Raw genomic sequence first — 13,207 nt, forward strand, 5'->3', positions numbered from 1 at the left:
CGCTCGAAACGACCGTTTAGGGTCGTCGGTTCCTCTGCAAGACTTTCACCATCTGAATGCCTCCATGCCTGATCCGCCATAGCACCCGCAGACCTGCCCGTAAATGGCAATATCGGCCTCATGGGGCCAAACTCCTTGTTGCGGGGCGCTGCTATGTCCCAAATGCATAACGCACTGTTACGCCAAAGCGGCCTTTTCGTTCAGGCATCCCGCCCCTAGGTAAGAGGCAGTACCGCAACCTTGTGCGCCGGCAGGAATTCGCCTTGCCAAGGCCGCCAGAAAAATCACCGAAAGGGCTTGAATATGGGACAATTGATCGACGGAAAATGGTCCACCCAATGGTATGACACCAGCAAGACGGGCGGCAAATTCGTGCGCTCCCAGTCCGGTTTCCGCAATTGGATCACCGCCGACGGCGCGCCCGGCCCATCCGGCGAAGGCGGCTTCGCCGCCGAAGCCGGCCGCTACCATCTCTATGTCTCGCTCGCCTGCCCCTGGGCCCATCGCACGCTGATCTTCCGCAAGCTCAAGGAGCTGGACCAGCTGATTTCGGTCTCCGTCGTCTCTCCAAAAATGCCGGATGAAACCGGCTGGAGCTTCCGGCAGGACGAAGGCTCGACCGGCGACGCGCTGTTGGGCAAGGACACGCTGTGGCAGGTCTATACCCAGGCCGACCCGCATTATACCGGCCGCGTCACCGTGCCGGTGCTCTGGGACAGGAAAACCAACAGCATCGTCTCCAATGAAAGCTCGGAAATCATCCGCATGTTCAACTCGGCCTTCGACGAGCTGACCGGCAATACGGACGATTATTACCCCGAAGCGCTGCGCGAGCAGATCGACGCCATCAATGAACGCGTCTATGACGACATCAATAACGGCGTCTACAAGGCCGGCTTCGCCACCACGCAACAGGCCTATGACGAGGCCGTGGGCAAACTGTTCGACGCCTTGGACTGGGCTGAAGCCATTCTGGGCGAGAAGTCCTATCTCACCGGCGACAGCATCACCGAGGCCGATTGGCGGCTCTTCACCACCCTGGTGCGGTTCGACGCCGTCTATGTCGGCCATTTCAAGTGCAACCGGAAGCGGATCGCCGACTATCCCAACCTCTCGCATTATCTCAAGGCGCTCTATGAGGTGCCGGGCGTCAAGGAAACCGTCGATCTCGACCAGATCCGCACCCATTATTACTGGAGCCACCCCACGATCAATCCGACCCGCATCATCCCCATCGGCCCGGACCTGCCGTTCCTGGATTGATTCTGTCATCTTGAACGCGACAGACCAGCCGCCCCGCTTCCCCGTTCGTCACCCGAGGGTGACGAACGGCAGCGCTTACTCAATATCCCCAGATGGTGCGCTTCTCGGCGCCGTCGAAATATTCGTCGATCCTTTGGCTGGTCGCCGGCGTTACCCCGTTCGGCAACGAGCGCCGGTCGAACCAGCCGACCTCGGCAATTTCGAAACTGCCCTTGTGATCGAACGTTTTTTCGAAACTGGTGCAGATGAAGAAGGCGACATGATCGCGGTTCGTAACCGAGCTGGAATTGTGATAGAGCCCGAAAAGCTGCATCGGCCCGATCGGCTTGTGCCCGGTTTCCTCCAGCGTTTCGCGCGCTCCCGCCTCCTCGACGGTTTCGCCCGGGCTCACGCCGCCCCCCGGAAACTGCCAGCCCGGAATATGCCTGTGCCGGATCAGCAAGACCTTGTCGCCATCCACCACCATGACGCGCGCCCCCATCGTCAGGCGGTGCCACACCCCCTTGAGCGTGAGAAATACCCTGGCCCGGACGCGCTGGTAACGGTTCATCATCGGCTTGGCTCCCTGTGGATAGCCACCGCTATCAGAGCTTTGCCCGCGACAAAATCGTATGTGAGCACGATTGACCGTTTTCTTGCCCTTTTCCTTCTGGCAGAACCGCCACGATGATTACTCTTGCCCACATCTCCGACATTCACCTGTCCCCCCTGCCCCGGCTGGGCCTGCGCGATCTGGTGGGCAAGCGCCTGACCGGCTTTCTCAACTGGAAGCTCAAGCGCCATGGCGAGCTCAACAGCGAGACCCTGGTGCAATTGGTGCGGCACATGCAGGCGCAGAAGGCCGATTTCACCGCCGTCACCGGCGATCTCACCAATCTGGCCCTGCGCACCGAAGTGGCGCGCGCCGGCAAATGGCTGGAATCGCTGGGCGATAGCCGGCATGTCGCCGTGTGCCCCGGCAATCACGATGCCTATGTGCCCGGGGCGCTGGAGAGCGCCCAGGAAATCTGGGGCGATTACCTCAGGGGCGAAACCCTGGAAGGCCAGGCCTTCCCTTTTGTGCGCCGCGTCGGCGAGCTGGCCGTCATCTCCTGCTCCAGCGCCGTGCCCACCCCGCCCTTCCTCGCCATCGGCCGTTTCGAGGAAAGGCAGGCCACCCGCCTCGCCCGCATCCTCAAATTGCTGGGCGATGCCGGCTATTTCCGCGTCGTGCTGATCCACCATCCGCCCAATGCCGAATTGCAGCATCCCTCTTTCGGCCTCAAGGGCCACCGCATTTTCCGCCAGGTCGTCGCCAGCGAGGGCGCCGAACTCATCCTGCATGGCCATACCCACCGCTCCTCGATCCACCAGATTCCCGGCAAGAACCACGAAGTCCCGGTGATCGGCGTCGCCGCCGCCAGCGCCGCCCAGGGCGGCACGCTGGACGACCCGGCCCGCTACAATCTCTTCCGCATCGAAAAAGCCGGCGCCGGCTGGCAATGCACCATGCGCGAATTCGGCTTCCAGCGCCTCGGCAACGACATCGTCATGCGCATGCAGATGCGGATTTATTAGCGGGCGCCACTGCTCCCCCGCGAGGGTGACGAGCCTGATTTGGGCCAATCTGCCTGCCTTCTCGCCTCAAATCGCGCATTGGCGCGCTTTGCCCTGCGGAACGGCTCGAAGCCCACTCCCGCCACCGCCGCAAATCACCTATATTACGGACAAACCCAGCGAGTTGCCCGTGACCGAAATTTTCCGCATCGAGCGCCCCACCTTCGATCCCGCCACCGGCGAGGCCCGCTTCCCCTATCGGCTGAACGATCTCGGTTTCACCGAAATTCTCACCCTGCCCCCGGGCGCCGACACCATCGCCGCCGCCTCGCCGGCTTTCCGCAAGCTGCTCGATCTCACCGCGCTCGTCCTCGGCGTGTCCTATTTCAAGCTGCGCGCCCCTTTTGCCATCGAGGCCGCGGCAATTCCCCTCACTGCCGCCGAACGCGCCTTCGTCATCGATGTCTATGAAAACGGCCTCGGCGAATTCTACGCCCGCAACGAACTGGCGCGTTTCGGCAAGCTGGTCCTGACCGCCCCCGAGGATGCCGGACAGCCCCGGCCCGCGACCATCCTGCCCGACCGCACCCTGCTGCCCATCGGCGGCGGCAAGGATTCCCTGGTCAGCGTCGATCTGCTCAGCCATACCGGTGTGGATTTCACCCCCTTCGCCGTCAATCCCAAGGGCCCGATCCTCACCTCGGTGGAGGCCATCGGCGCCGCTCCGCTCTACGTCACCCGCAGCCTTGATCCGGAAATGATCCGGCTGGGCCAGGAGCCGGGCTATTATAACGGCCACGTGCCCTCGACCGCGATCAATTCCATGATCGCCGCCCTTTGCGCCCTGCTGTTCGGCTATAGCCAGGTCGTGCTGTCCAATGAGCGCTCCGCCAGCGAGGGCAATGTGGTCTTCGACGGGCGCGAGACCAATCACCAATATTCCAAATCGCTGGGCTTCGAACTGCTGATCGCCGATACGCTCGCCAACGCCACCGGCGGCGCCTTGAAATATTTCTCCCTGCTGCGCCCCTATTCGGAAGCGCGCATCGCCTCGCTTTTCACCCAGAGCCGGCAATTCGACAGCGTCTTTTCCAGCTGCAACCGTAATTTCCGCCTGACCGGCAATGATGGCCCGCTCTGGTGCGGCACCTGTCCCAAATGCCATTTCGTCTTCCTGATCTTCGCGCCCTTCATGTCCAAACAGCGCCTGCTCGGCATTTTCGGCCGGAACCTGCTCGATGAACCGGCCAATGAGCATTCCTTCCGCGAATTGGCCGGGCTGACCGGCCAGAAGCCCTGGGAATGCGTCGGCGAAATTCTCGAGGCCGCCGCCTGCCTCTACACCCTGACCCGCCATGCCGACTGGCACGAAGACGCGGTGGTTCGTGCGGTGAAAGCCGATCTGTTCGCCCAATATGGCGAGGAGAAACTGCAACGCGCCATGGCCGAATGCCTGACCGACAGCCGCGACCATCACATTCCGCCGGCTTTGGCGGCCAAGGTGGCGGCCTATGCGGTTTGACGAACCGGTCCTGCTCTATGGCGCCGGCAAGGAAGCGCTGTCCACCCGCGCCTTTCTCCAGGCCCGCCAGCCCGATCTCAAGGTCTTCGTCGCCGTCGATAGCGGCGACGCCAATATTCCCGACACCGAACAGATAGCCGCCGCCGCGCTGCCCGACGCCATCGCGGCGCGTCGCTTCGGCCTCATCGTCAAAAGTCCCGGCGTCTCTCGCTACAAGCCGGTTTTCGCTCTCGCCCAATCCGCCGGCATCCCGGTCACCTCCAATCTCAATCTATGGGGCGCCGCCTATCGGCAGGGCCGCTACGTCATCGCCATCACCGGCACCAAGGGCAAATCCACCACCGCGACCCTGGCACATCTGATGCTCACCCATTCGGGCGTGGATGCCGGCCTCGCCGGAAATGTCGGTCTCGCCCCGCTCGATATCGCCGACCGGCACGCCGTGATCCTGTTCGAGCTCTCCAGCTACCAGACCGCCGACATGGATTTTTTGCCCGATATGGCGGCGATCACCAATCTTTACCCCGAACATGTCGACTGGCATGGCTCGGTCGAACGCTATTACGCCGACAAGCTGCATTTGGTGGACCGCGACGGCCCATTCGCCATCGCCCTGGGGGCCGCCGCCAGCGGCAATGCATTGGTGGCCGGGGCCATCCGCGACCCGTCCCGGCTGCTTCCCGAGCTGACGGCGGACGAGGCCGGAGCCATCGAAGATGCCGCCGCCCGGTCGCGACTGCGCGGCGCCCATAATCTCGACAATGCTCGCCTCGCCGCCCGGATCGCCCTCGGCGCCGGCGGGACGCTGGCTGGCGTGTTGCAGGGCATCGCCGCCTTCCGCCCCCTGCCCCACCGGCTGGAAGAGCATGTTTTCGGCGACATCGTTGCGGTCGATGATTCCATCTCCACCACGCCCGAGGCCACCAAGGCGGCCCTTGCCGCCTATCCCGGACGCCGCATCGCCCTCATCGCCGGCGGCCACGAACGCCAGCAGGATTATAGCGGCCTGGCGGATCAGCTCGCCCGGCGCGGCGTCACCACGCTCGCCACCCTGCCCGTCACCGGCGACAGACTGGCCCGCGCCACCCGCGACCGGGCGCCGGCAATTCTGGTTCTCGAAGCGCCGGACCTCGACGCGGCTCTGGCGGCCCTCGCCGCGCAGCGGCAACGGTTCGACACGCTGATCCTCTCGCCCGGCGCGCCCTCCTACAATCAGTTCAAGAATTTCGAGCAGCGCGGCGCCCGCTTCGTCGATCTTTGCCGCCAGTTCTTCCTGCCGGCGCCGGGCTGACCGGGCCGTCATGAAATCCCTAAAACGCCCCCATCAGCGCCGCCACCGGGACGCCGGCCGAGAGCAGGGCGATGCGGATATCGCTCAACAGGATCTCATCGGCGATGCGCAGGTGAAGCTGGGGCATGATACCATTGGCGCGAAAACTGGCATGGTCGAGGATCCGTGGCAGATAGCGATTGACGATATCGCTGTCCCTCAAGCCCTGCCCGGCCATCACCGCCAGGATCGGCCCCAATTCGCGGTCCGCCTCCGCATAAATCTCCGCATAGTCCACCGCCGAAAGGTAATCGCCATCCCGCAGCGCCTCCAGCGCCGGCACGCAGAAATACCAGGGCGGCGGGTTCGGGCTGTCCGTCATGAGACGCGCGGCCAGCCGCTCGGCGGCTTCATGGCGGCCCAGCAAAGCCAAATGGCGCGCCCGGCCGGCTAAGGCATCATTGTTTGCCGGATTGATCTGCAAGGCGGTGCCATAGGACGCTTCCGCCTGCTCGCCCTGCCCGGTCAGCTCGTAAAACCGCGCCCGCTGCTCCCAGACGAAAGCGCTGACCGGCGCCGCCTTCACGGCGGCGGCCAGCAGGTCGTCGGCCCAGGCCTGCCGCTCTTCGGACGGCATGTCCTGGGCCAGGTCATCGCTTATGCCTTCGACGCTCAGACTGGCCCGTGCCGCCATCGCCTGACCTGTCCGGCCGGCGCGCTCGCCCAGAGAGTCGAAACAATGCAGCGCCTTTTCTCCCGCGCTCTGCGTCTCGCGCTCCCGGTAAAGATCGAACAGCACCCGGCAGATATAGAGGTTTTCGCCCCCTGAATTCGCGACATAATCGGCGAGCAGCGCCCGGGATCGCCCAAATAGCGGGCCGCGCGGGCTGCCGAGCACCACGCTCAGCCTGTCCGACACGTAGCTCAGCAGATCGGCGCGCGTCGTCTCGGCGCTGCCCAGCGCGATTGCCTTGTTCCACACCACCGCACCGGTCGTCATCTCAGTGAGGATCGCGCTATATTGCAGCCCGCCGCCGACCCGCCGGATTATGCCGCTCAATACATAATCGAAATCCCGGTCCTCTGCGCCGGCGGCGCTGGCCCCGCCGCCATAGCGCACCGAGATCATCTCGAATCGATCCAGCGCATTCGTCAGCGCAACCGACAATCCAGCCGCCATGCTCAGATCGGCAATATCGCCGGTCAGGCTCTTGAATTCCGTCACCAGCACTGCCGGTCGCACGATCCGTCCCGTGTCCGGCAGGGTTACGCCGTCACGCGGCCCCCAGGTGGAAAAGGCATAGGCCATGATGGCCAGGCCCGTGGTCAGCACCGCCAGCACAAACCAGGAGATCGAAAGCGCCTGCGGGCGCGCGGGCGGCGGCGGAGCAGCCGGCGCTGCATTTTCCGCTTCGACTGGCGCGGCCCCGGCCAGTTGATCCCGACGGATAAAGGCCGGCACATAGCGGCCGGTGGGCAGCACGATGCGGATATTTTCTTCCGCACCCGCCTCGCGATAATATTGGTCGAGCAATCTTCTCAGCCGGCGCGCCTGCACCCGCACGATGGGATCGACCTGCGGGTCGAAATCCGGCGGGCGACCGAAAACGTCGACCGCGATCGAATAGGCCTTGATGCCCTGGGCCTCGCCGTTGAGCTTGCGCTCGACGATATAGCGGAGGAACTTGGCCAATTGCCCCGAGCGGGCCATGTCCGGCCAGGCCAGCAAGCGTTGCAGGGCCTCGGCCGTTTCCTCGTCGCCTGGCTCGCCGTCGGACACCCGGGACCCCCTCCGTAACGAGGCCGATTGTGACTCTTTACATGTAAAATACAACCCGCGTTACCGGTGTTTTACCCCGATTTGCCTTTGCGGCACGTTCCTCATGGCGCATAGGGCGGCCCGTCATGCCATGGGCGCGACATGCGCGCCGGCGGCCAGGCCCCGCTCGGCCCTGTTCTACAACCCTGTTCACCACCCCATCCGGTGCCAAAGCGTGCGGGACGGATTCCGTATTCTGCATGTATTGGCCTGCACGACGCAGGACTTGAGGTGACCATTGTACGCGCAAATCCCCGACCCGCCCTTTATGGCGCTGATCGATGACGACGATCATTCGGCCTATCTGCTGACCCGCATGCTGGCGGCCCATGACGCGCCCGCCATCCGGCACTTTGCCAGCGGCGCGGCAGGCGAGGAGGCCCTGGCCGCCATCCTTGCGAGCCCCGGCGTCACCTGGCCCGGTCTGGTCCTCATCGACCTCAAGGCCCATAGCGGCGCCAATCTGGAATTTGTCGTCCGCAACCATGCAATGCTACGGCAGAAGGGCATTCCTCTCGCCGTCATGTCCGCTCCCATCGACCAGGCGGGCCGGCAGGCTCTCCACGATGCTGGCGCGGCAAATGTGTTTTTCAGGCAGGCCGAACTCGTTGCCTATCGGCATGAGGCGGCAGCCATTGTCAGTTTCTGGGCACGTCATCAGTGCCTGGATGCGGTTGGCATGTAGCTCCTGCGTCCACAGGCTGCATGCCTCGGCGGAGAGTGACGCTGCATTCCGGTTCCACCGGTCTGCATTCCCAAGTGTCTCTCTCCGCCATCGGATCCGGATCGGCAGCTTGCACCGCTGACGGTCTGGAGCGCTGGCTGGCCCGGATGCCGCCGGCGCTGGGTCACGGATGCGGCTCCTCCCGGCTGCGTTCGTATGGGGGGAGAAGCCGATGGCCTTGCGGGATATGTCCCTCGATCCCGCGAGACCTGCCTGAAGTTTCTCCCCGCTTCCCATATTCAGGGCCGCTGGGGCGGCTCCTCGCTCTTGTGCCCCACCACCCGGTGGGCGAAGGCCCGAAGCGCCGCCAGCACCAGAACGGCGAAGATCGCCACCAGTCCGGCAATGACATAAAAGCCCAGCGCCGTTGCCACGCCGACCGCGCCGGCCAACCACATGCCGGCGCCGGTCGTCAGCCCCTGCACATTGCTGCCGCTGCGGAAAATCGCCCCGGCGCCGAGAAAGGCGATGCCGGCGGTGACCGCTTCAACCGCCCGAATGGGATCGGCCCGCGTTCCCACCGGCCCGCCCTCGATTGTATGGAAGATCTCGAAGGCGAGAATGGTGAACAATGCCGCCGCCACCGAAATCAGGATATGGGTGCGCAGCCCGGCCTCGGCGGTATTGATCTCGCGCTCGAAACCGATCATGGCGCCGAAAATCGCCGCCATCAGCAGCCGCAGCGCGATGATGTGCTGGGGAAGATAGGTTTCGACCAGCCCGAAACTATTGCCGACATCCATGGGGCACCTGAGACCGTGACGCTGCCCTGACAACACCGCCAATGCCCGCAGGTTCCCTGAAGCCGGATCGGAAATCCGCGCTAGACGGTCTTCAGCCAGCCGCCATCGACGAAATAGGTGCTGCCGGTCGAATAGCTGGCCTTGTCCGAGCACAGGAAGACGAAGAAATTCGCCACTTCCTCCGGCGAGGCGAAGCGTTTCATGCCGCCCGCCTCGTCGGCGACGCCTTGCAGATGCGCCTCATAACCATCCTCGCCGGCGATCTGCTTGGCGGTCTTGATCCAGTCCGGCGTCAGCACCAGGCCCGGATTGACCGTGTTGACGCGGATATTGTCGCCCACCACCTCATTGGCCAGCGTCTTGGAGAACATCATCAGCGCCGCCTTGGTGGTGTTGTAGATCGGCTCGTACCAGAGCGGCTGCACCGCGCAGATCGAGGCATTGTGCAAGATGGCCCCACCGCCCCGCGCCTTCATCGCCGGCACCAGGCCGCGCGCCAGCCGCACCGCCGCCATCACATGCAGGTCCCAGTAATATTGCCACTTGGCATCGTCGGCCTGCTGGATGGTTTCGTTCGATCCGGTGCCGGCATTATTGATGAGGATATCGGCCCCGCCAAAGGCCGCCATCACCCCCTCGATCACCGCATCGCATCCCGCGGCGCTGGCGACATCGGCGGCGATGGCGACGGCGCTGACGCCATGGCTCGCGGCGAGGCGATCCGCTTCGCGCCGTCCGCGTTCGCCGTCCCGGCCGACCAGCGCCAGATGGCAGCCCTCCGCCGCCAGTCCCTCGGCGATCGCCAGCCCGATTCCGACCGTGCCGCCGGTGATGATTGCGGCCTTGCCCTTGAGCCCCAGATCCATTCGCTCCCCCTATTCCGCCGCGACGCGGATTTGCAGCTTCACATCGCTCGGCCGCGCCTCCACCGCCCGCTCGAACGCCTCGATAGCATCGTCGAACGCGAAGGTTTCGGAAATCAGCGGCTTCAAATCCACCTTGCCCGAGCCGATCAGCGCGATGGCGCGGTCATATTGATGGGCGTAGCGGAACACGTTCTCGATCCGCACTTCCTTGACCGAGGCGCCGGCAATATCGACCGCCACCGGCTCGACCGGCAGCCCGACGACGACGATGGCCCCGCCCGGGCGCGGCAATTCCATAATAGTCTGCCAGGCGCGCGGCGAGCCCGAGCATTCGAACACCACATCGGCGCCCCAGCCCTCGGTGAGCCGCGCCACTTCCTCAACCAGGTCCTGCTCGGCTATATTGACCGGAACGATGCCCTGATAGCGCGCCGCGATGTCGAGCTTGGGCTGCGCCAGATCGGCGATGATCACCCGGGCGCAACCGCCCGCCAGGGCGGCCAGGGCCACCATGGTGCCGATCGGCCCGGCGCCGAGCACCACGGCAATATCGCCCGGCTGGATGCGCGCCTTGCTGGCCGCCTGCATGCCCACGGCGAAGGGCTCGACCATGGCGCCCTCGGCAAAGCTGACCTGGTCCGGCAGCTTGAACGTGTAATTGGCCGGATGCACCACTTCGGGCGTCAGTACGCCATGCACCGGCGGCGTCGCCCAGAACCGCACCGCCGGATCGACATTATACATGCCCAGCCGGCTGGCTCGCGAGTTGGCATCGGCAATGCCCGGCTCCATGCAGACGCGGTCGCCGATTTTGAGATGGGTCACCCCCTCCCCGGTTTCCACGATCGTGCCCGCCGCCTCATGGCCCAATACCATCGGCTCGCGAACCACGAAGCCGCCGATCCGCCCATGGGTGTAATAATGCACGTCCGATCCGCAGACCCCCACGGTGTGAATGGCGATCCTGACCATCCCCGGGCCGACATCAAGCGGCATGTCGATGTCGCGCAAGGCCAGTTCGTGTTGACGTTCCAGCACCAGCGCGCGCATCCTGGCCATCAGGTCCTCCTCGGCAGACCTGCGAGCATTAGCGCATCGTCCGGGCGAATGCCAGATCGCCCCTGCGGTCAGGCCGGCGCCGGCTGCAGAATAGAAAACACCAGGAAGATGATGGCGAAAACCACGATGATCAGCGTCGTGGAAATCATCAAGACGCGCAGGTTCATCTTGCGCGGATTGCCCTGCCGCACTTCCGTCGTGTTCTTGTCCGGGTCATAGGTTTCCATGTAAAGCTCCAGGTTCCGTTGGAATCCAACGCCTGCCATACATGCCGGTTCCCTTGCTGCGTCACGAGGGCTTGACGGCGACCGGGCGGCGATAAAGGCTCTGGCATGATCAGCCCCTCCTCCACCCCCTCGCCCGAATTGCTCACCCGCATGATTATGGCCGGCCAGGGCAAGGTCCCCGCCGACCTCGTCATCCGCGATGTCGGCCTGCTCGACGTGATCACCGGCGCGGTGAATGTCACCGATATCGCCATCGTCGCCGACCGCATCGTCGGCGCCCACGGCGCCTATGAGGGGCGCGCAATCGTCGATGGCGCCGGCCGTTACGCCGTGCCCGGCTTCATCGATACGCATCTGCATATCGAATCCTCGCTGGTTACCCCGCTGGAATTCGACCGCTGCGTCTTGCCCCATGGCGTCACCACCGTGCTCTGCGATCCGCACGAAATCGCCAATGTCCTGGGCGCGGAGGGCATAAGCTATTTCCTCGACAGCGCCGAACGCACCATCATGGATGTGCGGGTCAATCTGTCCTCCTGCGTGCCCGCCACCTCCTTCGAGACCGCCGGCGCCCAACTCGAAATCGACGACCTCCTGCCCTTCCGCGACCATCCCAAAGTGGTCGGGCTGGCGGAAATGATGAACTTTCCCGGCGTGCTCAATGCCGATCCCGGCATCATCGCCAAGCTGGCCGCCTTCCAGAACGGCCATATCGATGGCCACGCCCCATTGCTGCTCGGGCAAGCCCTTAACGGCTATCTCGCCGCCGGCATCCGCACCGATCACGAGGCCACCAGCGCCGCCGAGGCCCGCGAGAAGCTCGCCAAGGGCATGGCCATCCTCATCCGCGAAGGCTCGGTCTCCAAGGATCTGGAAGCCCTCGCCGAGATCCTCGACGAAAACACCTCCAGTTTCGTCGCTCTGTGCACCGACGACCGCAATCCCCTCGACATCGCCGAGGAAGGCCATCTCGACAGCTCCATCCGCCGCCTCATCGCCATGGGCCGCCCGCTGCATCACGTCTATCGCGCCGCCAGCCATTCCGCCGCCCGCATTTTCGGGCTCCGCGACCGTGGCCTGGTCGCCCCCGGCTGGCGCGCCGATATCGTCCTGGTCGACAACCTCGAAACCTGCCGCGTCTCCGATGTCATTGCCGCCGGCCGGCTGGTCACCCCCGATCTGTTCGATCGTCGCGGCTCCGTCGAGCCGGTGGGTCTCCGCTCGATGCAAGCCCGGCCCGTCAATGCCGAGGCTTTCGTCACCGCGCCGAAGCCCGGCCAGAACCGCGTGCCGGTTATCGGCGTCAAACCCGGCCTCATCCTCACCTTCCGCGAAGAAGCCAGCCTCGCCGTCACCGATAAGGGCCTGCAACCCGATCTCGACGCCGATGTCATCAAGCTCGCGGTCATCGAGCGCCACGGCAAGAACGGCAATATCGGCCGGTCCTTCGTCACCGGCTTCGGCCTCAAGCGCGGCGCCATCGCCTCCTCGGTCGGCCATGACAGCCACAACATCACCGTTGTCGGCGCCGACGATGCCGACATGGCCTTGGCGGTTAATCGGCTGATCGAGCTGGGCGGCGGCTTCGTCACCGCCGATAACGGCAAGGTCACCGCCGAACTGGCCCTGCCCATAGCCGGCCTCATGAGCCTCAAGAGCTTCGAGGACGTCGCCCAGGACCTCCGCCTCCTCCGCGATGCCGCCAAGGCGCTCGGTTGCATCCTGCCCGAACCGTTCCTCCAGGTCGCCTTCCTCGCCCTGCCCGTCATTCCCCATCTCAAAATGACCGACAGGGGCCTGTTCGACGTCGATCGCTTCGATTTCGTCAGTTGAAATTGAGCTGAACGGCGTCATTCCCGCGAAAGCGGGAACCTCTGTTACAATAATGAAGGCCCCCGCTTTCGCGGGGGTGACACCAGGAAAACGAAGCAGCCAAGAAACCACGCCGGAAGGAAACGCCGTCAAAGCCCCGATCAGGATGCCTATCGAAAGAAAGAGGGGACCTGTTCAACCACGGCGTCATTCCCGCGAAAGCGGGAACCTCGGTTACAATAACGAAGGCCCCCGCCTGCGCGGGGGCCACACCGGGAAAAGCGAAACAGCCCACAGGCGAAATGGACTGCCCGACCGGGTGATCGCCCCAAAACCGCCGCTCGTCACCCTCGCGCTTGACGCGAG

At 64.4% G+C, this 13,207-nt stretch carries 12 protein-coding genes; 6 read left to right on the forward strand and 6 right to left on the reverse strand.

The features are described 5' to 3' along the window. Positions 1 to 303 precede the first annotated feature (303 nt). The gene (locus O9Z70_RS10385; RefSeq protein ID WP_286018748.1) at positions 304 to 1,263 is read left to right on the forward strand and encodes a glutathione S-transferase family protein; all 960 of its coding nucleotides are present in this window, start codon (positions 304 to 306) and stop codon (positions 1,261 to 1,263) included. Between the two features lie 79 nt (positions 1,264 to 1,342). Here the strand turns inward: O9Z70_RS10385 and O9Z70_RS10390 are convergent, their stop codons facing one another. Continuing rightward, entirely contained in the window at positions 1,343 to 1,816 is a 474-nt protein-coding gene (locus O9Z70_RS10390) for an NUDIX domain-containing protein (RefSeq protein WP_286018749.1), read from the reverse strand. A gap of 113 nt (positions 1,817 to 1,929) precedes the next feature. Between O9Z70_RS10390 and O9Z70_RS10395 the strand changes: the two genes are divergently transcribed. The 3 genes from O9Z70_RS10395 (at position 1,930) to murD (ending at position 5,612) form a co-directional block, all read left to right on the forward strand. Next, positions 1,930 to 2,820 (forward strand): metallophosphoesterase family protein, encoded by an 891-nt coding sequence (locus O9Z70_RS10395; RefSeq protein ID WP_286018750.1) that lies wholly within the window; start codon positions 1,930 to 1,932, stop codon positions 2,818 to 2,820. A gap of 169 nt (positions 2,821 to 2,989) precedes the next feature. After that, the gene (locus tag O9Z70_RS10400; protein WP_286018751.1) at positions 2,990 to 4,321 is read left to right on the forward strand and encodes a MurL-like N-terminal domain-containing; all 1,332 of its coding nucleotides are present in this window, start codon (positions 2,990 to 2,992) and stop codon (positions 4,319 to 4,321) included. Next, entirely contained in the window at positions 4,311 to 5,612 is a 1,302-nt protein-coding gene (gene murD / locus O9Z70_RS10405) for a UDP-N-acetylmuramoyl-L-alanine--D-glutamate ligase (RefSeq protein ID WP_286018752.1), read from the forward strand. Before O9Z70_RS10400 ends, murD begins: the two co-directional genes overlap by 11 nt. A gap of 19 nt (positions 5,613 to 5,631) precedes the next feature. On the opposite strand, the gene O9Z70_RS10410 is transcribed toward murD, so the two are convergent. Beyond that, on the reverse strand, positions 5,632 to 7,371 hold the full coding sequence (locus O9Z70_RS10410) for a tetratricopeptide repeat protein (protein ID WP_286018753.1): 1,740 nt from the start codon (positions 7,369 to 7,371) through the stop codon (positions 5,632 to 5,634). Positions 7,372 to 7,648: 277 nt separating this feature from the next. Between O9Z70_RS10410 and O9Z70_RS10415 the strand changes: the two genes are divergently transcribed. Continuing rightward, positions 7,649 to 8,095, forward strand: a complete 447-nt coding sequence (locus O9Z70_RS10415; protein ID WP_286018754.1) for a hypothetical protein — start codon at positions 7,649 to 7,651, stop codon at positions 8,093 to 8,095. Between the two features lie 278 nt (positions 8,096 to 8,373). On the opposite strand, the gene O9Z70_RS10420 is transcribed toward O9Z70_RS10415, so the two are convergent. From O9Z70_RS10420 to O9Z70_RS10435, 4 genes are all read right to left on the reverse strand, one after another. Further along, complete coding sequence (locus O9Z70_RS10420; RefSeq protein WP_286018755.1) at positions 8,374 to 8,877, reverse strand: MgtC/SapB family protein; 504 nt, start codon at positions 8,875 to 8,877, stop codon at positions 8,374 to 8,376. Between the two features lie 80 nt (positions 8,878 to 8,957). After that, on the reverse strand, positions 8,958 to 9,743 hold the full coding sequence (locus tag O9Z70_RS10425) for an SDR family NAD(P)-dependent oxidoreductase (RefSeq protein ID WP_286018756.1): 786 nt from the start codon (positions 9,741 to 9,743) through the stop codon (positions 8,958 to 8,960). A gap of 9 nt (positions 9,744 to 9,752) precedes the next feature. Further along, complete coding sequence (locus O9Z70_RS10430) at positions 9,753 to 10,802, reverse strand: NAD(P)-dependent alcohol dehydrogenase (RefSeq protein WP_286018757.1); 1,050 nt, start codon at positions 10,800 to 10,802, stop codon at positions 9,753 to 9,755. 68 nt (positions 10,803 to 10,870) lie between these two features. Then, positions 10,871 to 11,029, reverse strand: a complete 159-nt coding sequence (locus O9Z70_RS10435) for a hypothetical protein (RefSeq protein ID WP_286018758.1) — start codon at positions 11,027 to 11,029, stop codon at positions 10,871 to 10,873. Positions 11,030 to 11,134: 105 nt separating this feature from the next. On the opposite strand from O9Z70_RS10435, the gene ade reads away from it, so the two are divergent. Then, positions 11,135 to 12,862 (forward strand): adenine deaminase, encoded by a 1,728-nt coding sequence (gene ade / locus O9Z70_RS10440; RefSeq protein WP_286018759.1) that lies wholly within the window; start codon positions 11,135 to 11,137, stop codon positions 12,860 to 12,862. Positions 12,863 to 13,207 lie beyond the last annotated feature (345 nt).

The sequence above is a fragment of the Devosia sp. YIM 151766 genome, from assembly GCF_030285925.1.
Taxonomy (GTDB): Bacteria; Pseudomonadota; Alphaproteobacteria; order Rhizobiales; family Devosiaceae; genus Devosia.

Excerpts from the sequence above, each read along its gene's own strand:
- O9Z70_RS10385 (WP_286018748.1), top strand. The coding sequence starts at position 304 with ATGGGACAATTGATCGACGGAAAATGGTCCACCCAATGGTATGACACC.
- O9Z70_RS10390 (WP_286018749.1), bottom strand. The coding sequence starts at position 1,816 with ATGATGAACCGTTACCAGCGCGTCCGGGCCAGGGTATTTCTCACGCTC.
- O9Z70_RS10395 (WP_286018750.1), top strand. The coding sequence starts at position 1,930 with ATGATTACTCTTGCCCACATCTCCGACATTCACCTGTCCCCCCTGCCC.
- murD (WP_286018752.1), top strand. The coding sequence starts at position 4,311 with ATGCGGTTTGACGAACCGGTCCTGCTCTATGGCGCCGGCAAGGAAGCG.
- O9Z70_RS10420 (WP_286018755.1), bottom strand. The coding sequence starts at position 8,877 with ATGGATGTCGGCAATAGTTTCGGGCTGGTCGAAACCTATCTTCCCCAG.
- O9Z70_RS10425 (WP_286018756.1), bottom strand. The coding sequence starts at position 9,743 with ATGGATCTGGGGCTCAAGGGCAAGGCCGCAATCATCACCGGCGGCACG.
- O9Z70_RS10430 (WP_286018757.1), bottom strand. The coding sequence starts at position 10,802 with ATGGCCAGGATGCGCGCGCTGGTGCTGGAACGTCAACACGAACTGGCC.
- O9Z70_RS10435 (WP_286018758.1), bottom strand. The coding sequence starts at position 11,029 with ATGGAAACCTATGACCCGGACAAGAACACGACGGAAGTGCGGCAGGGC.
- ade (WP_286018759.1), top strand. The coding sequence starts at position 11,135 with ATGATCAGCCCCTCCTCCACCCCCTCGCCCGAATTGCTCACCCGCATG.